The organism is Paraburkholderia sp. Tr-20389, assembly GCF_017104565.1.
Classification (GTDB): domain Bacteria; phylum Pseudomonadota; class Gammaproteobacteria; order Burkholderiales; family Burkholderiaceae; genus Paraburkholderia.
The window spans coordinates 93,512-114,489 of sequence record NZ_JAAGPD010000024.1 but is presented as its reverse complement, the minus strand read 5'-3'; the positions used below and the strand labels follow the sequence as shown (position 1 = coordinate 114,489).

Here is a 20,978-nt window from a genome sequence, read left to right as displayed (position 1 = left end):
TCACAGTTCCCAAATTTCAAACAATCGGAAATCGCGTGCGGACACGCCGCAGCCTTTATCCATGCCGCTTTCAGCGGTTGTGTGTCCACTGGCGGGTGGGATTCGCCGGGCGATGCTAGGATCAGCTTCCGCTCAATTGCCGCCGGCACATGCCGCCTCGTGACGAGGCGAGCGCGGCGCACCGACGATGACCACTGTCGAAGCCACTATCGATCGCCGGGTATTTTCAGCAGGCCGCCTGTCGATCGGACTGACGCTGCCGCTCTTGCGCGCGGGAACGATCGTCGCGGACTTCCGCGAGCAGGTCGCGCTCGCGACACTCGCCGACACGCTCGGATTTCGCGCACTGTGGGTGCGCGACGTGCCGTTGAACAGCGCCGACTATCCCGACCCCGTCGGCCATCTCGACCCTTGGGTACTGCTCGGCGCGCTGGCGTCGCATACGACGCGGATCGCGCTCGCAAGCGGCGCGATCGTGCTGACGCTGCGTCATCCGTTGCATATCGCGAAGAGTGCGGGGTCGGTGCAGGCCCTGTCGAATGGCCGCTTCATCCTGGGCCTCGGTTCGGGCGACCGGCCGCCCGAGTACGCGGCGTTCGGACGCGATGCCGAAGCGCGCCGCGAACTGTATCGCGCGCACTGGGAGACGGTCGCGGCAGCGCTGGGGGAAGCCCCACGCGTGATACCTGATCTGCGGCCAGAAGATGCACCCGAATTCATGCTGCTGCCACGGCCGCCGTTGCCCGTGCCGATGCTCGCCGTCGGATCGGGCGGACAGAGCGTCGACTGGATTGCGCGGCATTCGATCGGCTGGATGACCTATCACCGCGAGCCGGAGACGCAGCGCTCAAGACACAGCATGTGGCGCGCGGCCGTGGAGCGTCTGCCCGTGCCGGCGTTTCGCGCATTCGGCGTCGCGATGCGGCTCGATCTCAGCGACGATCCACATGAGCCTGCGACGCCGTTATCGCTCGGCTATCGCGCGGGACGGCATGCATTGCTCGCGCTGCTGGCCGACATGCGCGAAACGGGCACACATCATGTGACGCTGAACCTGGCATCGGAGCGGCCCGTGCGCGACGCGATGGCGGAACTGGCCGCCGACGTGCTGCCTGCATTTCACGACTGATGGCCGTGTCGTTCGGTCGGACGTGAAGTTATTTTCCGGTCTTCTTTGACGCAGCAGCGCGGGTCGATCGGGCAGTGCTCTTTTTTGCAGCCGTCGTGCTCCCCGATGCAGCTTCATTCACTGCACTCTTGTTCTCTGCACTTTTCTTCACTGCACTTTTCTTCACTGCACTTTTCTTCACTGCAGTTTTCTTCACCGCACTCTTCTTCACTGCAGTTTTCTTCACACCCCCCGCCGCCCCTCCGAGATCGAGCACAACCCACGCTGGCGCATGGTCGCTCGCATGCGGCTCGCCTCGCACCCATCGGTCGACACCTGCGTCGCGCATCATGGCCGTCACCGTCTCGTTCAACAGCAGGTGATCGATGCGCAAACCCGAATTGCGCTCCCAGTGCTGCCGGAAATAATCCCAGAACGTAAAGATCTGCTCGTCGGGAAAGCGCGCGCGCAACGCATCCGTCCAGCCTTGTTCGAGCAACCGGGCATAGCACGCGCGGCTTTCCGGTTGCAGCAGTGCATCCTTGAGCCACGAGCGCGGATTGTAGATATCGAAATCGGTGGGCACGACGTTGTAGTCGCCCGCGAGCACGACGGGATGCCCGCTGTCGAGCAGCTTCTTCGCATACACGATGAGCCGCTCGAACCACGCGAGCTTGTAGTCGAATTTCGGCCCCGGCTGCGGATTGCCGTTGGGCAGATACAGACAGCCGATCAGCACACCGTCGACGGCCGCCTCGATGTAACGGCTATGCGTATCGTCGGGATCGCCGGGCAGGCCCCGGCGGGTTTCGACCGGCTGGGTGTCTTTCGCGAGAATCGCGACGCCGTTCCACGACACCTGCCCATGCCAGATCGCGCCATAACCGGCATGGTTGAGTTCGGCTTCGGGGAAGCCCGCGTCGGGCGCCTTCAACTCTTGAAGACACACGACATCGGGCGATTCCCGTTCGAGCCATGCGAGCAAGGCCGGCAGCCGCGAACGGATGCCGTTGATGTTGAACGTGGCGAGCTTCATGATCCCCGCGGCTTCGCAAGTCGCATACCCGCGAGCGGATGCTGGCCGCGGCGGGCCGCCACGACAGCCGGGCTCAGTTCTTCAGGTCGTCCGGCACCTTGCCGCCGTTTTCCGCCAGCTTCGTCATCACCTGCTTGTGCAGCCAGATGTTCATCGAAGCCGAATCGCCGGTGTCGCCGCTGTAGTCCAGCTCCTCCGCGAGCTGCTTGCGCGCGGCGAGGCTGCTGTCCAGGTCCAGCAGCTTCATCAGATCGACGATCGACGTGCGCCAGTTCAGCTTCTCCGGGTTCTGGTCAGCGAGCGCCGTCAGGATCGCCTCGACATCGACAGGCTCGGCGGGTGCCGCCGCAGGCGCCGCATCGGCGGGCGGCGAATCAGGCGCGGCATCCGCGACAGGCGCCGCATCGGGTGCCGCGGCGGCCTGCACGGCAGGATGGCTCGACGGGAAGATCTTGCTCAGGATGGTGCTGAAAATGCTCATGGCTTTCCTCCGGACAATCGGTTGAAGGTGTCAGCGTGGCAAGGCCGACGCGCATCGCTTGCACGCGGGCGAACCATTATCCTCGCCGAAAAAAATGACAGCGCCATGCCGCTCAATCTTTCTTGAGGACGTAAAATCCGGCCGCCAATCTTGCGCAGGAATCGGACTCTGATCGGACTCTGAACCGGCGAAGGCTCACAACAAGGCAAAATACGGGTTTTGACGCGGAATCAGCGACTGCGCGTCCGCCCGTTTGCGGCGGCCACGGCCATCCGCCCCGAATCCCACGCGGCCGCGCGAACCCTGTGCACCAACCGGGCGCGACGCAGCAGTATCCAAAGAATCAGGAGCGATCTTTCATGACCGAACCGAACGTTTCGTTGCTGGGCAGGCTGTCGCTTGCTTTCGGCACGTTTTTCAGCATTCTGGGCGACCGCGAGTTCGCAGCGAGCGTGTTGCGCCTGCGCAGCGGCACCGTGCCCGCCCCGACCCCGGCTCCGGCGGCCACGCCCGTGACGCCGCCTGCACCCGCGCCGGCTCCCGCTCCCGTCGTCATCAAGGAGGCCACGCCCGAAGCCGCGCTGCAACTGCTCGGCCTCCTGCAGCGCGATGCGCGCTTCATCGATTTCGTCGAGGAAGACATCGCGAAGTATTCGGACGCCGACATCGGCGCGGCCGCGCGCCTCGTCCATGACGGCTGCCGCGCGACGCTGCGCGAGCACTTCACGATCAAGCCGGTGCGCGACGAAGCCGAAGGCAGCCGCGTGACCATCAATGAAGGCTTCGACGCGACGGCCATCCGCCTGACGGGCAACGTCGTCGGCAAGGCGCCGTTCTCGGGCAGCATCAGCCATCGCGGCTGGCGCGCCGCCGAGGTGCGTCTGCCGAAGCTCACGCAAAGCCACGACGCCACCGTGCTCGCCCCTGCGGAGGTGGAACTATGAGCGATCCGCGCTATTCGATCGGCATCGATCTGGGCACGACGCACTGCGCGCTGTCGTATGTCGATCTCGCCGCCAGCGACGGCGAGAAGACCGATCAGCAGGTAATGCCCGTCACGCAACTGACCGCGCCCGGCGCGCTCGAAGACCTCGATCTGCTGCCGTCGTTTCTGTATCTGCCGCACGAAAGCGAGCTGACGGCGGGCGACCTTGCGCTGCCGTGGACGGGCGAGCGCAATTTCGTGGTGGGCGAGATGGCGCGCACACGTGGCGCAGGCACGCCGATCCGGCTGGTGTCGAGCGCGAAGAGCTGGCTGTGCCACCCGGGCGTCGACCGCCGCGCGGCGATCCTGCCCAGCGACGCGCCGCCCGAAGTCGCCCGCGTGTCGCCCCTCGAAAGCTCGGTGCGCTATCTGACGCACCTGCGCGAAGCATGGAACCACGCGCATCCCGACGCGCCGTTCGACCAGCAGGAAATCACGGTGACGATTCCCGCCTCGTTCGACCCCGCCGCGCGCGAACTGACGGCGGAAGCCGCCAACGCCGCCGGCTACGGCCAGATGACGCTGCTCGAAGAGCCGCAGGCCGCGCTCTATAGCTGGATCCAGAAGAGCACGGGCGGCTGGCGCAAGCAGGTCAAGCTCGGCGACATCATCCTCGTCGTCGACGTCGGCGGCGGTACGACCGACCTCTCGCTGATCGCCGTGATCGAGCGCGACGGCAATCTCGAACTGCATCGCGTCGCCGTCGGCGAGCACATCCTGCTCGGCGGCGACAACATGGACCTCGCGCTCGCGCACGTCGTCGCGCGCAAGCTGGCGTCGCAAGGCACGCAGGCCGATCCGTGGCAGCTGCGCGCCCTCACCTACGCCTGCCGCGGCGCGAAGGAAACGCTGCTGTCCGATCCGTCGACGGATACCGTTCCCCTCGTCGTGCCGAGCCGCGGTTCGAAACTGATCGGCGGCTCGATCCGCACCGAGCTGACGCGCGACGAACTCACGCAGACGATCCTCGAAGGCTTCTTCCCGCAAGTCGACGCGAGCGCGCGGCCCGTCGCCCGCACGCGCGCCGGTCTCACGCAACTCGGCCTGCCGTACGCGCAGGACGCGGGCGTCACGCGCCATCTCGCCGCGTTTCTCGGGCGCCAGGTCGCGGCGCTCGCGGAATTGCAAGGCATGCAGGGATCCGGCCAGCAGCCGCTCGAAGCCAATACGACGTTCCTCCATCCGACGGCCGTGCTGTTCAACGGCGGCGTGTTCAAGTCGCCGCTGCTCGTCGAGCGCATCATGTCGACGCTCAACGGCTGGCTCGCAGCCGATGGCGGCGCGCCCGCGCGCCTGCTCGAAGGCGCGGACCTCGACCTCGCCGTCGCGCGCGGCGCCGCCTATTACGGCTACGTGAAGCGCGGCCGCGGCGTGCGCATTCGCGGCGGCACTGCACGCGCGTACTACGTCGCGATCGAATCGGCGATGCCCGCCGTGCCCGGCATGGAGCCGCCCATTTCCGCGCTGTGCGTCGCGCCGTTCGGTATGGAGGAAGGCACCGACGCGCCGCTGCCGGAACAGGAGTTCGGCCTTGTCGTCGGCGAGCCGGTGCACTTCCGCTTCTTCGGCTCGTCGGTGCGGCGGCTCGATCAGGTCGGCACGATGCTCGACTACTGGTCGCCCGACGAACTGCAGGAACTCGAAGAGATTCAGGCGACGCTGCCCGCCGACGGCCGCACCGTCGGCGAAGTCGTGCCCGTCAAGCTGCACGCGCGCGTGACGGAAGCGGGCACACTCGAACTCGAAGCGATTCCGCGCGGCACGGACGAGCGCTGGAAAGTCGAGTTCGACGTGCGCGGCGGCGCGCAAGGCTGACCCGCAAGGCTTCGATGAAGGGCAAGCTGAAGGGCGAACAACGGCGGCCGGCGAGCCGCTACACGGTCGGCATCGATCTCGGCACGAGCAACACGGTCGTCGCGTATGTGGAGAGAGGTTCCGACGACATCCGCGTGTTCGACGTCGAGCAACTGGTCGCGCCCGGCGAAGTGGGCGCGCGGCCGCTGCTGCCGTCCGTGCGCTATCACGCGGCTGCGGGCGAGCTGAATCCGGGCGATCTGCAACTGCCCTGGTCGCGCACCGACCTGCAGCCCGGCGATGCGCCGCCGCCCGTCATCGGCCAGCTTGCGCGCACGCTCGGCGCGCAGGTGCCGGGACGGCTCGTCACGAGCGCGAAAAGCTGGCTGTCGCATGCCTCGGTGGACCGGCTCGCGCCCATCCTGCCGTGGGGTGCGCCCGACGAAGTCGCCAAAATCTCGCCCGTCGCCGCGAGCGCGAGCTACCTTGCGCACGTGCGCGCGGCCTGGAACACGCGCTTTCCCGATGCGCCGCTCGAACAGCAGAACGTCGTGCTCACGGTGCCCGCATCGTTCGACGAAGGCGCGCGCGCGTTGACCCTCGAAGCCGCGCGTCTCGCGAAGCTGCCCGAGCTGCGGCTGCTCGAAGAACCTCAGGCCGCCTTCTACGACTGGTTGTTCCATCATCGCGCGAACCTCGGCGCCGAACTGGCCGACACGAAGCTCGTGCTGATCTGCGACGTCGGCGGCGGCACGACCGATCTCACGCTGATCAAGGTTCATGTCGACGCGAACGGCGAGCCGCAACTGACGCGCATCGGCGTCGGCAATCATCTGATGCTCGGCGGCGACAACATGGATCTCGCGCTCGCGCGCCTCGCCGAGACACGGCTTGGCGCAGCGCAGGACGGCCAGGCACGGCTGTCGGCAGCGAGCCTGTCGCAACTCGTCGAGCGCTGCCGCGTCGCGAAGGAACAGTTGCTCGATACGAACGCGCCCGCGTCCGTGGCGATCACGCTGCTCGGTTCGGGCTCGCGCGTGATCGGCGGTTCGCGCACCACACATCTCACGCGCGACGAGATCGAACAGGTCGTCGTCGACGGATTCTTTCCGCAGGTCTCTGCCGACGAGATGCCGCGGCGCTCGCGCGCGGCGATCGTCGAATTCGGGCTGCCATATGCGAGCGATGCCGCCGTCACGCGCCACGTCGCGGCGTTTCTGAAGCGGCTGGCGGCGCCGTCCCGCGACGCGCTGGGTATGACGGGCGAAAGCACCGCCGATCAAACGCTCGCCGTGCCCGACACGCTGTTGCTCAACGGCGGCGTGTTCCGTGCACAGGCGCTGACCCAGCGGCTCGCCGGCACGCTCGGCGGATGGCGCGGCAAGCCGTTGCATGTGCTGCAGAACGATCATCCCGATGTCGCCGTCGCGCGCGGCGCTGTCGCTTATGGTCTTGCGCGCGCGGGCAATGCGCCGCGTATCGGCGGCGGCTCGGCGCGCAGCTATTTCCTCGTGCTCGACGGCGATCAGGGCATCTGCCTGCTGCCGCGCGGCACGGAAGAAGCGCATGAAGTGCATCTCGACAAACGCGTGTTCGCGCTGCGGCTCGGGCAGCCGGTGCGTTTTCACCTGATGTCGACGGTCGCCGATATGCGCTTCGCGCCTGGCGAACTCGCCGATCTGTCGCAAGGCGATTTCGTCCGCCTGCCGCCCATCGCAACCGTCGTGCAGCGCCGGCATGCATCGGATGCCGACGAACGTGCCGTCAGGATCACCACGTCGATCACGGAAGTCGGCACGCTCGAAGTGACGTGCATCGCGACCGATGATCCTTCGCAAAGGTGGCTCCTGCAATTCGAGCTGCGCCGCGATGAAGCAGGAGCCACGGATGAAGCCGGCGCAAATGCGCCAGGCGAAGCGCAACGCCATCCGCAGCTCGATCATGCGATCGAACTGATCGAGCGTTCGTTCGGCGCGCGTTCGTCGAACGTCGGACCCAACGAAGTGAAGCGGCTGCGCGCGCAACTCGAACAGACGCTCGGCGCACGCGACAACTGGGACGTCGCGCTGCTGCGCGAACTGTTCGGCGCGTTGTGGGAGCGCGCGAAACGCCGGCGGCGCTCGGCGGATCACGAACGGCTGTGGCTCAACCTCACGGGGTATTGCCTGCGGCCGGGCTTCGGCTATCCGCTCGACGAATGGCGTGTCGAGCAGTTGTGGTCGATCTTCGACGACGGCATTCAATACATCCAGGAAAGCCAGGTCTGGTCCGAATGGTGGACGCTGTGGCGTCGCGCGGCGGGCGGTCTGAACGAGGATGCGCAGTTGCAGTTGCTCGACGCGATGGAGTTCCTGCAGGCGGCAAGCATCAGGAAACAGAAGCTGCCGTTCGATCCCGCGAAGGTCGGCTATGCGGACATGATTCGCGTGCAGGCGTCGCTGGAGCGTATTTCCGTCGAGCGGAAAATCGCGCTCGCGCAGCAGTTGCTGGAGAGGCTGCGCAAGCCTTCGGAGAATCATCAGACGTGGTGGGCGATCGGACGTATCGGCGCGCGCCTGCCGTTCTATGGCAGCGCGCATGGCGTCGTGCCGCCCGAAGTCGCACGCGAGTGGCTCGACGCCGTACTCGCGCTCGACTGGAAGAAAGTCGAGCCCGCCGCGTTCGCGGCCGTGCAGCTGTCGCGCATGACGGGCGACCGTTCGCGCGATCTGCCCGACGACGCTCGCGAAGCCGTGATACGGCGGCTGGAAACGCTCGGCGCGGCGCCCACGTGGATCCAGATGGTCCGCGAGACCGTCACGCTCGACGATGCCGACAGCGGCCGCGTATTCGGCGAGTCGTTGCCGGCGGGGCTGAAGCTGATCGGCGGACTGTAGTTTTCAAGGCGGTTTTCAAAGCGGCTGTGCGCTCGCCCGGCCTTGCGCATGGCGACGGGCATCGTCGCTCGCCTTTGTATCCCGATCCTGACGTGCCTGCGCCGACGTCGCGATCAGCACCGGGCGGCGCGTGCAGCGCGCGATCACGTCGCTCATCCGCTCTTCCCAGAAGCGCCATTTCGGACCACGGCCCGCGCCGACGACGACCATGTCCGCGTCGAGTTCGTCGGCGAGCCTCGCGATCGTGCGGCCCACGCCGCCGTGCAGCGGCACCGTCATCGCACGCGTGTGAATGTCCCACGCGTCGAGTTCGAAGGTCTCGTTGCAGCGGCGTTCGACCGTGCGTTCGAGTTCCTCGACCATCTGCAGCGTGTCGAGACAGCCGTACTCGACGCCCGCCAACGCCCACCAGGGCATTGTGTCGACGACATACACGGCCGTCAGCCGTGCGCCCGTGTGGCGTGCCTTGTCGATGGCCGTCTTCAGTACTTGGTCGTTCCTGTGTGCGCCGACCGCCACCAGAATGTGCTTGATCATTTGAGTGCCTCCGTCAGTACGTCAGTTCATGCAGTGCATGATGCGACGCGAGACTTAGCGGCAAATGAGCAAGACGTAATGAACGAATCAGATGATCAGACGGGATATCTTCGAGCCTTCCAGTGACACGCCCGCCATCAGCCCGCCATTGGTCAGCACGAATGCTTCGACGGGACTCATCGCCGTCGACGTATCGACATTGCCGTTCGCGCCGACCTTCACGAGCGCGACCGTCGCATCGACGCCCGCCGCCCAGCCCTGGCTGCGCGTGAAGCTGCTGAGCGCCTCGTCCGTCATGAACAGCATGACGATCGCTTTGGATTGCGCGCCGATCTGCAAGCCGAACGACGCGGCCGCGATGCTGTAGTAGCCCGACGTCTGCCCGCCGACGCGCAATGCGCCCTGCCCGTACTGTCCGCCGAACCAGAAGCCCGCCGAAAGCACCGATGGAAACACGAGGATGCCGCGCGCCTTGTCTGCGAGTTCGCGCGAGCCGCCGATGGCGTTGAACAGGCGCGTGAGTGTCGCATTGACGTCGGCGTCGATCGACTGGCGCTTGCCCGCATTCGCTTCGGGCGACGCATCCGACGACGGCCCCGTGGTCGTGCAGCCCGCAAGGGCCAGCCCGCCCGTGGCGAGCGTGGCGGTGGTCATCGCGATGAATCGGCGGCGGTGCATTGTCATTGTTCGTTCCTTGCTTGATTCCGTTGTTGATTCCGATATCGGGAATGGCGATCTATCCGATGACAGCGAATGCGACGCGGGAGTTCCTTACGTCGCCTGTCTCAAGCCTCCGCTGCGATACGCTCGTGCATCGCGAGGCAATGACGAACCAGCTCGGGCCGCGATATCACATACGCCTTCAGCGGCGTGTCGATTTCATAGAAGTAAATGTTCGCGACAAAACCGTAAATCGCCGCGTCGATGGTCGCCGGTTCCGGGCCGAACACGAAGCCGCTGTCGCCGAGCAGATCGGCGACGACGCGCAGATCGCCGATCCCGCGCGCGTACACCTGATCCGGATCGTAGCGGCCGATGCCCTGATAGTGATAGCGCTGCCGGTTGTACTCGCGCGCGGCTTCGAGCGCGCTCGCCGTGACATCCGCGTGCTCGCGCAGCACGGCATCGCGAAACGCCGGCCAATAGCGTTCGTCGCGCCAGCGCGAATAGCTCATCGGCCAGTAGAGATCGTCGAGTGTGCGGCGCACCAGAAAGTCGAGGTCGGTCTGCCCTTGCGACAGCGCAGCGTCGATCCGCAGATCGTATTTGTCCTTCAGATACGCGATGATCGCGTCGCTGTCGCCGACCGTCTCGCCGTCATCCGACAGATACGGCAACTGGCCGCGCGGCGCATGCGACGTGTCGAGAATGTGCCGGTGCTCGAATTCGAGTCCGCACAGCCGCATGAACGCGTAGACCTTCAGCCCGAACGCGTTGTTGTCGGCGACGCCGAACAGATCGGGGTACGAGTAGAGCGTCAGCATGAAAGCAGTCTCCATGTGAATCGGTTCGAGATCCGGCTGCGCAAGCGTGGCGCTGCAGCATGCGTTCTTTAACACCTTCCGGCGACGTTTCGCGTGCGACAGCCCACATTCGGCGGACGTGCTTTTTTATTCGGTTTTGATGCGAATCGCGCTACGCTAGCCCTAATGTCAGTCTGGAGAAAGGGCATGACGAAGACCCGAGCGATCCTGCGCGCCATTTTCGGCATCCATCACGCTCCCGAACCGGCCTCGCGACGTCACGCGGCAAGCCGCAGCGTGATGATGCGCGTGACGCTCGACGCGCAACATGTGACGCCGTTGCGCCGCGCGCTCACGCGCGATTGCGCGGGCCAGCCGTGGACGATCCGGATCGCGACGTTGCCGCATACGGAGCGTGTGCAACTGTCGCTCTATCTGCCGAAAGACGCAGTCAACGGTGCGATCCAGCAGGTGACGAAGATCGCGCCCGCTGCGCAATTCGGTCATCTGTTCGAGATTCCCGATACTCCGACGGACGGCTGGCGCGATCTGCTGCGCGCGACGTCATGGGCTCATGCCGCGAGCGTGCTGCGTCCGGCGAAGACGACCGCCAGGGCAGGCGAAGACGACGGCATCGACACGCTCGACCATCTGCTGAGCGCCGACAACGTGTTGCTCGATGCGGACATTGCCGATCGCGACGCACTCTTCGCGCAACTCGGCGCGTTTTGCGAAAGCCGCTATGGCGTGCCCGCCGGCCAGGTGATCGACGGCCTGAACACGCGCGAAGCGCTGGGCTCGACCGGGCTCGGACAAGGCGTGGCCGTGCCGCACAGCCAGATTGCGGGCCTGTTCAGCGCCGTGGTGCTCTATGTGCGGCCGCGCGTGCCGCTCGATTTCGACGCACCGGATGCGAAGCCCGTCAGCGACGTCATTGCGCTGCTCGTGCCCGAAGGCGCGAACACGATGCATCTGAATCTGCTCGCGGATGTCGCGCAACGCTTCTGCAATCAGCATTTTCGCGAGCGCCTGCATGCATGCGGCAGTGCAAGCGAAGTCTGCCGGCTGTTCGCCAACGCGGCTGAAGCGTCCGGACCGCCGTCGGCGATACCCCACGCCACCTCACGTGGCGACGCATCCGGCGCACAACTCAGGGCCTGAGAACCGACCGTTCCTCCGCGCAACGCCGCGCGCTAACCGTGCTTCATTCCCAGCGGTTTTCGTCGCGGCCATGCAGCGCCGCATCGCGCAACGTGTGCTGCGTGCGCCGGAACACGCGCGGCGGCACGCTCGGTGCGTCTTCCGCGAGACGATCGAGCATCTCGCGCACTTCGCTGACATAGCGGCCGTCGCGCGCGCCCGGGTCGCCCGCATAGATTGCCTCGAGGCGGCGCCGCACCGCGCCATAACGCGCGCCCGCCGCGCGATGCGCTTCAGCCCGCTCCGCGTAGCGCAGAAACGTCTGCAGTGCCGCCGACGCAGCCGCCGCAATGCTGACCAGTCCGACGACGAGCCGCCCCCAGGGCGAATCTTCCGATACCACCAGCGACAGAAACACCGTCGTGCCGACCACGGCCGACAGCACCGTCACGCCGATACCGAACAGCCGGTTGCGGGCGGCGAGCAGGTCGGCCATGTCGTAGTGGCTCTTCTGCGATTCGCGCGCGCGGCGGATCCACTTCAACAGCAGCTCGTTCTCGTTGGCGGGCGGCCTGTATTCGCTCTGCACGCCCGCAGCGGCATCGGAACGTGAGCCAGCAGCGGCGCGCGCCTGCGCATCCGTATCGAGCATCGTCATGCCATTGCCCTTCTTCGACGGGGAGAGGCCAGCATAGCATCGCCGCGTGACGCCGACGTCGCGAGCCCCGCCGGCGTCCCCGGCGAATCTTGGTAGGATAAGGGGATGGCGGGATCGCAGGAGCATCGATGGCAAAGCGCGAAGTGGAATCGTGGTATCGGCCGCCGCCGGATGAAGTCTGTCCGCTGTGCGGCCGCGCGATTCCACCTGACCAGCGCGACGAGCATCATCTGATCCCGAAGGCGGAAGGCGGCCGCGAAACGGTCGCGCTGCACCGGATCTGCCATCGGCAGCTGCATGCGCTCTTTTCGGAGCGCGAGCTGGCCACGACCTACGCATCGGTCGATCGCCTGCTCGACAATGAGCAAGTCAGAGCTTTCGTGAACTGGGTACGCACGAAGCCGGTCGGGTTTCATGAACGCACGCGCAGCAGCCGGCGCAAGCGCTGAAACACGATCGCGCACCGTGCGATGACGACGGAACGAGTTATGCCTGTGTACGACTACACCTGCGCCGATTGCGGCGCGTTTGAAGCAGTGCGGCGCATCGCCGAGCGCGACGAGCCCGCTGCCTGCCCCCGCTGCGGCACGCTCGCGGAACGCGTGCGGATCGGCGCGCCCGCTTTGTTGGGCGGTGCTTCGGGAGGCTCATCGGGTGACGCATCCGGTAGCGAGGGCGGCTATGGAATGCGGCATCGCGGCTGTTCATGCTGCCCGTGACCGGACCGGCCACGCGGGCCCTTTTCATTCGAACAGCCGCATCGCGTCCGTGCGCCGCCTGACGCCAACGACGCCCCCTCACCTCCACCGCCCGAAGGTCGCGCCATGCCCCTACGCCTGCCGCCGCTGAATTCGCTGCGTTTCTTCGAGGCAGCCGCGCGGCTCGGCAGCTTCAAGCTCGCCGCCGCGGAACTCAACGTCACGCCGAGCGCGGTGAGTCACGGCATCGTCGCGCTCGAAGAGACGCTCGGCGTCGCGCTGTTCGTGCGCGAGCCTCGCAAGCTGTCGCTGACGCCTGCGGGCGAACTGTATTTTCCCTATATCGCCGAAGCGTTTTCGCTGATCCTGCTCGGCACGCAGCGGCTGCCCGACGGCCGCACGCATCGCACGATCTCCGTGAGCTGCGCGCCGACGCTCGCCGTACGCTGGCTCGTGCCGCGCCTGCACGACTTTCGCGCGCAGTGGCCGAACATCGATGTGTCCGTCGATACGTCGCGCCGTCAGGTCGGCTTTCCCGTCGACGGCTTCGATTTCGGCATCCGTCTGAGTCGCGGCCCCGTGCCCGGCACCGACTGGAACCGGCTGTTCGGCGAAAGGCTCGTGCCCGTGTGCAGTCCCGCGTATCGCGAAACATTGCTCGACGCGCACGGCGACGTCGACTTGCGCCGCGCGACGCTGATCCACGTCGATACCGCGAGCGACGACTGGCAGGCGTGGCTCGACGGCGCGGGCATCCACGATATCGACGCGACGGGCGGTCTGCGCTTCGACACGATCCAGCTCGCGCTCGAAGCGGCGACGACGGGAATGGGCGTCGCGATCGGCAGACGGCCGCTCGTGAACCGCGAACTCGATGCCGGCATGCTCGTCGAAGCGAGCACGCTGAGCGTCGATGCAAAAACGGCGTACTGGCTCGTCGGTTCGGAAGGCGCGGACGAGCGGCCGGAGTTGCAGGCGTTCAAACGCTGGCTGTTGCACGAAGCGCTGGCATTCGAAGACTTCTCGACACACGACCTCACCGCGTCCGCTGCGGACAGCCGTTAGCAACAGCGCTCATCACGAGTGAATTTTCTTCACCCGTCGCCGAAAACTTTTCGTTTGTCGTGCCGCATCGCTATTGCGACGATGCGGCAAGGAGGAAACGAAACATGTCGACGAGCAGATCATCCGCTTATGCAGCCCCCCTGAAAAACCCGACGTTCTATGTGATCGTCGCCGCCGCGCTGATCCTGAGCGCGGCAATGGGCATCCGCCAGACCTTCGGCCTGTTCATCGGGCCGTTTTCATATGATCGTGGTCTGCCCGTTACGCTGATCGCGTTTGCCATCGCGCTGCACAATCTCGTGTGGGGCTTCGCGCAACCGTTCGCAGGCGCCGCCGCCGACCGCTACGGCGCCGCGCCCGTGGTCGCGTTCGGCGCAACGACCTTCGCCGCAGGCCTCGCGCTGGCGGCGAGCGCGCCTTCCGGTATCGCGCTGATCGCGGGGCTCGGGCTGCTGGTCGGCATCGGCGTGAGCTGCACGACGTTCGGCGTCGTGCTCACGGCCGTCGGACGCGTCGCGACACCCGCGCAACGCAGCATGGCGATGGGGATCGCGAGCGCGGGCGGCTCGCTTGGACAGGTGCTGATGGTGCCGTTCGCGCAACTGGTGCGCGAAACGTCGGGCGTGTCGACGTCGCTCTTCGCGCTCGCGTTCCTGATGCTCGTCGCGGCGCCGTTCGGCATTCTGCTCGACCGCCAGCGCGACACGCGCGCATCGCAGGCGGCTGCATCGCCCGTTGCCGTGTCGTTGCGCGAAACGCTCGCTTACGCGACTCAGCATCGCGGCTACCGGCTGCTGACGCTCGGCTTCTTCACCTGCGGCTTCCAGCTCGCGTTCATCGCGACGCATCTGCCCGGCTATCTGACGCTGTGCCACATGCCCATGGGGCTCGGCGCAACCGCGCTCGCGCTGATCGGTCTCTTCAACATGGCGGGCAGCTGGGCCTGCGGCTGGCTCGGCGGGCGGTTTCGTCAGCAGCACGTGCTCGGCTGGCTGTATCTGATACGCGGTGCGACGATTGCCGCGTTCTTCCTGCTGCCGAAATCGACGCTATCCGTCGTGCTGTTCGCAGCCGTGATGGGCCTGACCTGGCTCGGCACCGTGCCGCTCACCAGCGGCCTGATCGCCAAGGTGTTCGGCACGCGGCATCTGGGCACGCTGTTCGGCGTGGTGTTTCTCAGCCACCAGTTGGGTTCGTTTCTCGGCGCGTGGCTCGGCGGCTACGTGTTCGACGCGACGGGTTCGTACACGCCGATCTGGGCCGCGACCGCGCTAGCGGGACTGTTCGCCGCGCTGCTGCATTTTCCCATCGACGATACCGTTCACGCGAGCGCAGAACCTGCACGTGCGTGATGCTTTCCAGAGGCCGGCCAGTATCGGCAGCGGCTTTTTATGCGGACGGCTTGCGCCGTCCGCTTTTTTACGTGCTTACTGCACGCGTCGCAACGACATGCGCCGTCAGGTTTTCGGCGTGTCGCCGAGCATCACGGTCCACCCGAGGCCGCGCACGTTGCGGATCACCGCTTGTCCGAACTTCTTGCGCACGGAATGGATCAGCACGTCGACGGCATTGCTCTCCACTTCCTTGCCCCAGCCGTACAGCTTGTCTTCGAGCTGATCGCGCGACAGGATCGTGCCGGGCCGTTCGAGAAACGCGAGCATCAGCGCGAATTCGCGCGCCGACAGCACCGACGACACGCCGTTGCAGCACAGCGTGCGCTTGTCGAGATCGAGGTTCAGCGCATCGTCGCCGAGACGCGACGACGCGTAGCCCGCCTTGCGGCGCAGCACGGCGCGCATGCGCGCCATCAGTTCGGGCACGTCGAAGGGTTTGAGCACGTAGTCGTCGGCGCCGACGTCGAGGCCTTGCACGCGCGCTTCGAGATCGTCGCGTGCGGTGAGGATCAGCACGGGCACCGTATTGCCCGCGCTACGCGCCGTCTTCAGCAATTCGATGCCGCCCATGCCGGGCAAACCGAGATCGAGCAGCACGACGGTGTATTCGGCGGCGGCGATGGCCGCGCTGCCCGCATTGCCGTCGCGCACCCAGTCGACGCTGTAGTCCGCGTCCTGCAGCGCGCGCATCAGACTTTGACCGATCTGCAGATCGTCTTCAACCAGTAGCACTCGCATGATGTCGTTTCCACAGCAACGAAGCGTTGTCGTCGGCTGCGGCGCGAGGACCGATCGACCGCGCGGCGTCATTGCTCTGGCGGTGTGCGATTCCGGGCCGTAGCCGCCGGCGCGTCCCACTCCCGCGTCGGCCTGATCGCATGATAACCGAGCCCGCATGGCCCACGCCGCGCAAGGGGATGACAAAAAAGGCCGACCGCTTGCGCAGCCGGCCGAAGGATTCTGGCCTGCACCCATTGCCGTGCCAGAACCAGAGGGGCCTGCTCCAACCGTTCTCATGCTATGCGCGCAGGCTTAGCGAAGAATGAGCGCGTTGGCCCTTCTGGTCTCGTCGTTCAGGGTACGGCGGCGAAACCGATCGATGCGACGATGCCGGACTGCCCGTCCGTGCGATTGCGCAGATGCACTGCGCCGCCGTACCGGTTCGCGATGGCCTGCACGATCGACAGACCCAGTCCGCTGCCTTCGATCTGCGTATTGGCCCGGAAGAAGCGATCGAACACGCGCGGCAGTTGCGCCTCGTCGATGCCCGGCCCCGTATCGACGACTTCGATCCACGCCATTCCATCGCGCAGATGCACGCTCAGATCGACCTTGCCGCCGTCCGGCGTATAGCGGATCGCGTTGCTCACGAGGTTGCGCAGCGCAATGCCGATATCGGCGTCATTCGCGTACACATGGGCGCTCGTCATTTCATCAGCGCCGATGTCGATGCCGCGTTGCATCGCAATGGGCAACACTTCGGCGACGGCATCGACGACGACGGCCGACACGTCGACGCGCATCAGCGTGTCCGCCTTCAGCGCCGCATCGGCGCGCGCGAGCCGCAGCAGTTGCGCGATCAGCCGGCCGCTGCGCCGGATGCCGCTTTGCAGCTCGCGAAAGCGCTCCTGATTGCCGGGCGCGATATGCGGCTGCAGATTGTCTGCCTGCAACTGAAGCGCGGTAAGCGGCGTGCGCAGTTCATGCGCGGCGTCGGAGATGAACTTGCGCTCGCTCTCGATCGACTGTTCGAGACGCCCGATCATCGTGTTGATCGACGTGATGAACGGGCGGATCTCCGTCGGCACGCCCGAGGTGGACAATTGCTCGAAATGCGTCATGTCGATGGCCTTCACCTGCGCGCCGAGGCGCGTCAACCGGCGCAGCGCGCGCCGCACGACGAGCAGCACGGCGATCCAGACCAGCGGCACCAGCACGATCATCGGCCACAGCGTATTCAGCGAACGCGCCTGCGCGAGTTCATGCCGCACGCGCGAGCGCTGCGCGACCTGGATCACCATCGACGGCTCGCGCAGCGTGTAGATGCGCCAGCTTTCGCCATCCACCATTTCCGTCGTGAAGCCGGGGTCGGCGTTGCGCGGCAATGCGAGCGCGGGATCCGTCGAACGATACGGCGTGGCGATGTCGTCTCTCCAGACCGTGACGTAGATATCGCGTTCCGGCTGCGAGCCGCGCGCGGGAATGGCGGGCAATGATTCAGCGAGCCCGCTCTTGTACAGCCGCGACGCCGCCTGTTCGAGACGCAGATCGAGCAACGCGCTCATGCCGGCTTTCGCCAGCTGCCACGAACTGACGCCCTGCACCACGCCGACGACGCTCACCAGCACACACAGGGCGAGCACGAGTTGGTTTCTGAGCGAGCGGATCTTGGGCATGGATGATCCTGTTGACGACGCTGTTGCCGAGCCAGTCGGCGAGCCTGCTGCCGAGCCTGTTGGCGAGCCGATTCTACACCGCACGGCATGCTCTCCCGGTTGCGAACGCAATGATGCGGACGCGCAGATTTCTCTGCGCGCCCGCGCGTTTCATCGTGCGGAGAATGGCGTTCCGCAAGCCTTCAATGCCCGACATAAATCGACTTCAATCCGACGTCATATTGCGGATGAAAAGCCGCGCCCGCCTGCGACGTGTGGTCTATCACGCCGCCGTATTCATCCGCGTGCTGCGAATCGATTCGCGCCTGCGTGGCTTCGATGCCCGTCGGATAGTGCGCGTTGTCGCCCGCCGGGCTGTAGCCCGCGCTTTCCAGTTGCGCGAGTTGCGCCCGAACGTCGGCACGCGTGACAGGTGCGCTCGATTGTGCGAATGCGGCGATGGGCAACGCCAGCGCCATCGCGACAGCGGCCGTACGAATCAGCGTTTTCATGATGTTTCCCTCCAGATGTCGATCAAGTGAGCCTTGCGATGAAGCTCATCGTAGAGCCCGAGAATGAGAAGAAAATGAGCGGCCGTTTGCGGCGCGTTCATGCGCGGATCAACGGCTGGCCACCTCGGCGGCCGCCTGCATTTCATAGCGCGCGTCCTGCAGCAACTGGATCGCGCGTCCCGCATGTCCGCCCATGTCGTAGCCATTGGCACGCTGCGCGGCGCGCATGCGTTCGATCGCCTGCTGCGCGTCGAAGTCGGCCGTCGCGATGTTCGGATGACGGCTCAGGAAATAGCCTTCGCCGGCGACCGCACATCCTGAAACGAAGGAAAGTACGCAGGCTGCGGCGGCGATCGTTGCAAGGTGTCGTGAGTTCATGACGTGTGCTCCATTCGATGAAGTTGATTGCGGTGCATCGCGCGCTCAGCGCCAGTAACCGTAGTAACCGCGATACGCCCAATGCGGATGGCCCCAATAGCCGACCACGACGGGCGGCGTGTAGACAGGCGGAGGCGGCGCGTAATACATGGGCGGCGGCGGCGCATACACGGGCACGACGGGAGCGACAGCTACGACGGGTGCTAAGGCGGGTGCGATGCCGACGCCGACGAACACATGCGCCTGCGCCGCACTCACGAGCCCCAGGCCGAGCGCAGCGGCAACGGCAACGTGGCGAATCCCTTTCATGTTGTTCTCCTTGACATCCGATGCCGTGTCATTGACGCATCGGTTGATTCGCATTCTGTGCATCGAGAGTGAGCAAAGAATTAGCGCGCGTTCCGCATCGGACAGCGCGTCGAAACGCACATGCGCACGGCTCTCATTTCCCGCTAATTCAGCCCGCCTACGATGCATTCCGTCGATGCAGCGTCCCTGATCTCAGGCGACCACAGACACTTGAAACCAGGCCTGCGCATCGCACTCATCTCTCATCGCACTACTGAAGGAGAACATCATGTTTAGCGAAATCGCACGCCGTTTCGGCACGCTGCTCACCCATTCCCGCGAAAGCGAACGCGAAGCCTGGCTCGCGTCGTCGACGGATCTGGCCGATCTCGAACGCCGCATGCGCACGGTCGACGACGCGGACTATCCGTTTCATGTGCACTCGAGCGTGATGCCGCGCGACTGGATCGCGTGACGCGGACTGCGTCGTCAATCGAACCGAATCGAAGCAAAGCAAAGGAATGGAGATCTGAAATGCGTCACTATCGAAGCGACAGTCCCGAAGCGGCAGCCCGCATCGTGGCAGCGTGCCTGCTGTCGGACGGACACGTGGGTATCGACGAACTCGAAGCACTGGACCGCTACGGGATGGAAGAGCGTCTGCAGATGAACCGCGGACAGTTGCTCGCCGTCATGCAGCAGATGTGCGAGGACCTCACCACGACGGCCTATCTCAACTGGGGCGACGCTTGCCGGCTGGATCCCGCCGTGGTCTTCGGGCTCGCGCAGGACATCAAGGACTGGCGGCTGCGCCGCGAGATCATCGCGCTGTGCGAGGAAGGCGCGCAGGCGGACGGCCACATCTCCGACCCGGAAGCGCTGTTCATCCGGACCCTGCACGCCGCGTGGTACATGCCCGGCGCGCGCGAGATATACGAAAGCCCGCGCTCGCGCGAAAGACTGACACTTGCCCGGACGCCGCCCGGCTAACGCATTAGCGCGCACTAGCGCGCTGCTTTACCCAGGCGCTGTCCCGTCGAACGCTCGATCGCCCGGCCGGGACAGCGCTTCGCACATCGGCTCGCGATGCACCGGCCATAGCACGAAACCCGCTATCGATAGCGCAGCCCGCATGGACACGTTCGCACGAATCATCAGTTCTCTTTGCGCGGGCGGGCTGCTTGAATGAACGCTCCCCCTACATGGAGACGTCAGATGTCGAATACGCAAGCGGCCATCGCCGCATCGAACGCAGGCGCCATCGCCGCGCATGCGACACCCGAAACGCTCGACGTGCGCCGCGTCGCCGGCCGCATCGGCGCGGAGATTCGCGGCGTCGAACTATCCGGCTCGATCGACGCGCCGACCTTCGACGCGATCCACGCCGCGCTGCTGAAGCACAAGGTGCTGTTCTTCCGTGGCCAGCAGCATCTCGACGACGCAGGGCAAGAAGCCTTCGCGCGACGCTTCGGCGAGACCGTCGCGCATCCGACCGTGCCGTCCGTCGATGGCAGCCGCCATCTGCTCGAACTCGATTCGCAGCACGGCGCACGGGCCAACTCGTGGCACACGGACGTTACCTTCGTCGACGCCTATCCGAAGATTTCGATCCTGCGCGCAGTGGTGATTCCGCCGTATGGCGGCGACACCGTCTGGGCCAATACAGCCGCCGCGTACGAGCATCTGCCTGAGCCACTGCGCCGTCTGGCCGACACGCTGTGGGCGCTGCACACGAACGCGTACGACTACGCGTCGTCGCATGCGAACGCCGATGGCGAGCAGTTGAAGCGCTACCGCGAAGTGTTCACGTCGACGGTCTACGAGACCGAGCATCCCGTCGTGCGCGTGCATCCGGAAACGGGCGAACGCTCGCTCGTGCTCGGTCATTTCGTGCAGCGACTGAAGGGGCTGTCGGCGAGCGAATCGACGCATCTGCTGCAGGTCTTTCACGACCACGTCACGCGCCTCGAAAACACCGTGCGCTGGAACTGGACGCAAGGCGACGTCGCGATCTGGGACAACCGCGCGACCCAGCACTACGCGATCAACGACTATAGCGATGCGCACCGCGTCGTGCGGCGCGCAACGGTGCACGGCGACGTGCCCGTGAGTATCAACGGGCGGCAGAGCGTGGTGGTTCGGGGTGCCGGCGCGACGCTGCAGTGACGTGACGTTGCGCGGCTGCGGGGG

General features: G+C 65.7%; 23 protein-coding genes. 12 read left to right on the top strand and 11 right to left on the bottom strand.

What is annotated here, in order from left to right; all coding sequences use genetic code 11:
- The first annotated feature begins 187 nt into the window (after nucleotides 1-187).
- Nucleotides 188-1,129, top strand: coding sequence for a TIGR03571 family LLM class oxidoreductase (locus tag G3N95_RS21630; protein WP_205972108.1), 942 nt, complete (start codon nucleotides 188-190; stop codon nucleotides 1,127-1,129).
- A 28-nt stretch (nucleotides 1,130-1,157) separates the two neighbouring features.
- On the opposite strand, the gene xth is transcribed toward G3N95_RS21630, so the two are convergent.
- Both xth and G3N95_RS21620 read right to left on the bottom strand, forming a co-directional pair.
- Entirely contained in the window at nucleotides 1,158-2,144 is a 987-nt protein-coding gene (gene xth, locus G3N95_RS21625) for an exodeoxyribonuclease III (protein ID WP_205972107.1), read from the bottom strand.
- A 73-nt stretch (nucleotides 2,145-2,217) separates the two neighbouring features.
- On the bottom strand, nucleotides 2,218-2,625 hold the full coding sequence (locus G3N95_RS21620) for a DUF3597 domain-containing protein (RefSeq protein WP_205972106.1): 408 nt from the start codon (nucleotides 2,623-2,625) through the stop codon (nucleotides 2,218-2,220).
- 359 nt (nucleotides 2,626-2,984) lie between these two features.
- Between G3N95_RS21620 and G3N95_RS21615 the strand changes: the two genes are divergently transcribed.
- The 3 genes from G3N95_RS21615 to G3N95_RS21605 are packed head-to-tail and all read left to right on the top strand — an operon-like array spanning nucleotide 2,985 to nucleotide 8,280.
- Entirely contained in the window at nucleotides 2,985-3,569 is a 585-nt protein-coding gene (locus G3N95_RS21615) for a DUF2760 domain-containing protein (protein ID WP_205972105.1), read from the top strand.
- Nucleotides 3,566-5,425 (top strand): Hsp70 family protein, encoded by a 1,860-nt coding sequence (locus G3N95_RS21610; RefSeq protein WP_205972104.1) that lies wholly within the window; start codon nucleotides 3,566-3,568, stop codon nucleotides 5,423-5,425. Before G3N95_RS21615 ends, G3N95_RS21610 begins: the two co-directional genes overlap by 4 nt.
- A gap of 14 nt (nucleotides 5,426-5,439) precedes the next feature.
- Nucleotides 5,440-8,280, top strand: a complete 2,841-nt coding sequence (locus tag G3N95_RS21605; protein WP_205972103.1) for an Hsp70 family protein — start codon at nucleotides 5,440-5,442, stop codon at nucleotides 8,278-8,280.
- A 15-nt stretch (nucleotides 8,281-8,295) separates the two neighbouring features.
- Here G3N95_RS21605 and G3N95_RS21600 read toward each other — a convergent pair whose 3' ends face one another.
- From G3N95_RS21600 to G3N95_RS21590, 3 genes are all read right to left on the bottom strand, one after another.
- Nucleotides 8,296-8,817, bottom strand: a complete 522-nt coding sequence (locus G3N95_RS21600; RefSeq protein ID WP_205972102.1) for a universal stress protein — start codon at nucleotides 8,815-8,817, stop codon at nucleotides 8,296-8,298.
- Between the two features lie 87 nt (nucleotides 8,818-8,904).
- Nucleotides 8,905-9,495, bottom strand: a complete 591-nt coding sequence (locus G3N95_RS21595) for a YSC84-related protein (protein ID WP_205972148.1) — start codon at nucleotides 9,493-9,495, stop codon at nucleotides 8,905-8,907.
- 107 nt (nucleotides 9,496-9,602) lie between these two features.
- A complete protein-coding gene (locus G3N95_RS21590; RefSeq protein WP_205972101.1) occupies nucleotides 9,603-10,301 on the bottom strand; it encodes a glutathione S-transferase family protein in 699 nt (232 codons plus the stop codon).
- A gap of 186 nt (nucleotides 10,302-10,487) precedes the next feature.
- Here G3N95_RS21590 and G3N95_RS21585 point away from each other — a divergent pair, with 186 nt between their 5' ends.
- The gene (locus G3N95_RS21585) at nucleotides 10,488-11,441 is read left to right on the top strand and encodes a PTS sugar transporter subunit IIA (protein ID WP_205972100.1); all 954 of its coding nucleotides are present in this window, start codon (nucleotides 10,488-10,490) and stop codon (nucleotides 11,439-11,441) included.
- A gap of 43 nt (nucleotides 11,442-11,484) precedes the next feature.
- On the opposite strand, the gene G3N95_RS21580 is transcribed toward G3N95_RS21585, so the two are convergent.
- Nucleotides 11,485-12,078, bottom strand: coding sequence for an SLATT domain-containing protein (locus tag G3N95_RS21580; protein WP_205972099.1), 594 nt, complete (start codon nucleotides 12,076-12,078; stop codon nucleotides 11,485-11,487).
- A 128-nt stretch (nucleotides 12,079-12,206) separates the two neighbouring features.
- Here G3N95_RS21580 and G3N95_RS21575 point away from each other — a divergent pair, with 128 nt between their 5' ends.
- From G3N95_RS21575 to G3N95_RS21560, 4 genes are all read left to right on the top strand, one after another.
- Complete coding sequence (locus tag G3N95_RS21575) at nucleotides 12,207-12,527, top strand: HNH endonuclease (RefSeq protein WP_205972098.1); 321 nt, start codon at nucleotides 12,207-12,209, stop codon at nucleotides 12,525-12,527.
- A gap of 39 nt (nucleotides 12,528-12,566) precedes the next feature.
- The gene (locus G3N95_RS21570) at nucleotides 12,567-12,797 is read left to right on the top strand and encodes a zinc ribbon domain-containing protein (protein WP_205972097.1); all 231 of its coding nucleotides are present in this window, start codon (nucleotides 12,567-12,569) and stop codon (nucleotides 12,795-12,797) included.
- A 105-nt stretch (nucleotides 12,798-12,902) separates the two neighbouring features.
- Nucleotides 12,903-13,841, top strand: coding sequence for a LysR substrate-binding domain-containing protein (locus G3N95_RS21565; protein WP_205972096.1), 939 nt, complete (start codon nucleotides 12,903-12,905; stop codon nucleotides 13,839-13,841).
- A 104-nt stretch (nucleotides 13,842-13,945) separates the two neighbouring features.
- The gene (locus G3N95_RS21560) at nucleotides 13,946-15,193 is read left to right on the top strand and encodes an MFS transporter (RefSeq protein WP_205972095.1); all 1,248 of its coding nucleotides are present in this window, start codon (nucleotides 13,946-13,948) and stop codon (nucleotides 15,191-15,193) included.
- Nucleotides 15,194-15,298: 105 nt separating this feature from the next.
- Here G3N95_RS21560 and G3N95_RS21555 read toward each other — a convergent pair whose 3' ends face one another.
- The 5 genes from G3N95_RS21555 to G3N95_RS21535 all read right to left on the bottom strand — a co-directional run bounded on the left by G3N95_RS21555 (nucleotide 15,299) and on the right by G3N95_RS21535 (nucleotide 18,809).
- Nucleotides 15,299-15,973: a response regulator transcription factor gene (locus G3N95_RS21555; RefSeq protein WP_205972094.1), complete on the bottom strand. Its 675-nt coding sequence runs from the start codon at nucleotides 15,971-15,973 to the stop codon at nucleotides 15,299-15,301.
- A gap of 335 nt (nucleotides 15,974-16,308) precedes the next feature.
- The gene (locus tag G3N95_RS21550; protein ID WP_205972093.1) at nucleotides 16,309-17,631 is read right to left on the bottom strand and encodes an ATP-binding protein; all 1,323 of its coding nucleotides are present in this window, start codon (nucleotides 17,629-17,631) and stop codon (nucleotides 16,309-16,311) included.
- A gap of 182 nt (nucleotides 17,632-17,813) precedes the next feature.
- Nucleotides 17,814-18,122 (bottom strand): DUF4148 domain-containing protein, encoded by a 309-nt coding sequence (locus G3N95_RS21545; RefSeq protein WP_205972092.1) that lies wholly within the window; start codon nucleotides 18,120-18,122, stop codon nucleotides 17,814-17,816.
- Nucleotides 18,123-18,230: 108 nt separating this feature from the next.
- Nucleotides 18,231-18,500, bottom strand: a complete 270-nt coding sequence (locus G3N95_RS21540; protein WP_205972091.1) for a hypothetical protein — start codon at nucleotides 18,498-18,500, stop codon at nucleotides 18,231-18,233.
- Nucleotides 18,501-18,545: 45 nt separating this feature from the next.
- On the bottom strand, nucleotides 18,546-18,809 hold the full coding sequence (locus G3N95_RS21535; protein WP_205972090.1) for a hypothetical protein: 264 nt from the start codon (nucleotides 18,807-18,809) through the stop codon (nucleotides 18,546-18,548).
- A 268-nt stretch (nucleotides 18,810-19,077) separates the two neighbouring features.
- On the opposite strand from G3N95_RS21535, the gene G3N95_RS21530 reads away from it, so the two are divergent.
- From G3N95_RS21530 to G3N95_RS21520, 3 genes are all read left to right on the top strand, one after another.
- Nucleotides 19,078-19,263, top strand: a complete 186-nt coding sequence (locus G3N95_RS21530) for a DUF3563 family protein (RefSeq protein WP_205972089.1) — start codon at nucleotides 19,078-19,080, stop codon at nucleotides 19,261-19,263.
- 59 nt (nucleotides 19,264-19,322) lie between these two features.
- Nucleotides 19,323-19,778: a TerB family tellurite resistance protein gene (locus tag G3N95_RS21525; protein WP_205972088.1), complete on the top strand. Its 456-nt coding sequence runs from the start codon at nucleotides 19,323-19,325 to the stop codon at nucleotides 19,776-19,778.
- 225 nt (nucleotides 19,779-20,003) lie between these two features.
- The gene (locus G3N95_RS21520) at nucleotides 20,004-20,954 is read left to right on the top strand and encodes a TauD/TfdA family dioxygenase (protein ID WP_205972087.1); all 951 of its coding nucleotides are present in this window, start codon (nucleotides 20,004-20,006) and stop codon (nucleotides 20,952-20,954) included.
- The last annotated feature ends 24 nt before the right edge of the window (nucleotides 20,955-20,978 follow it).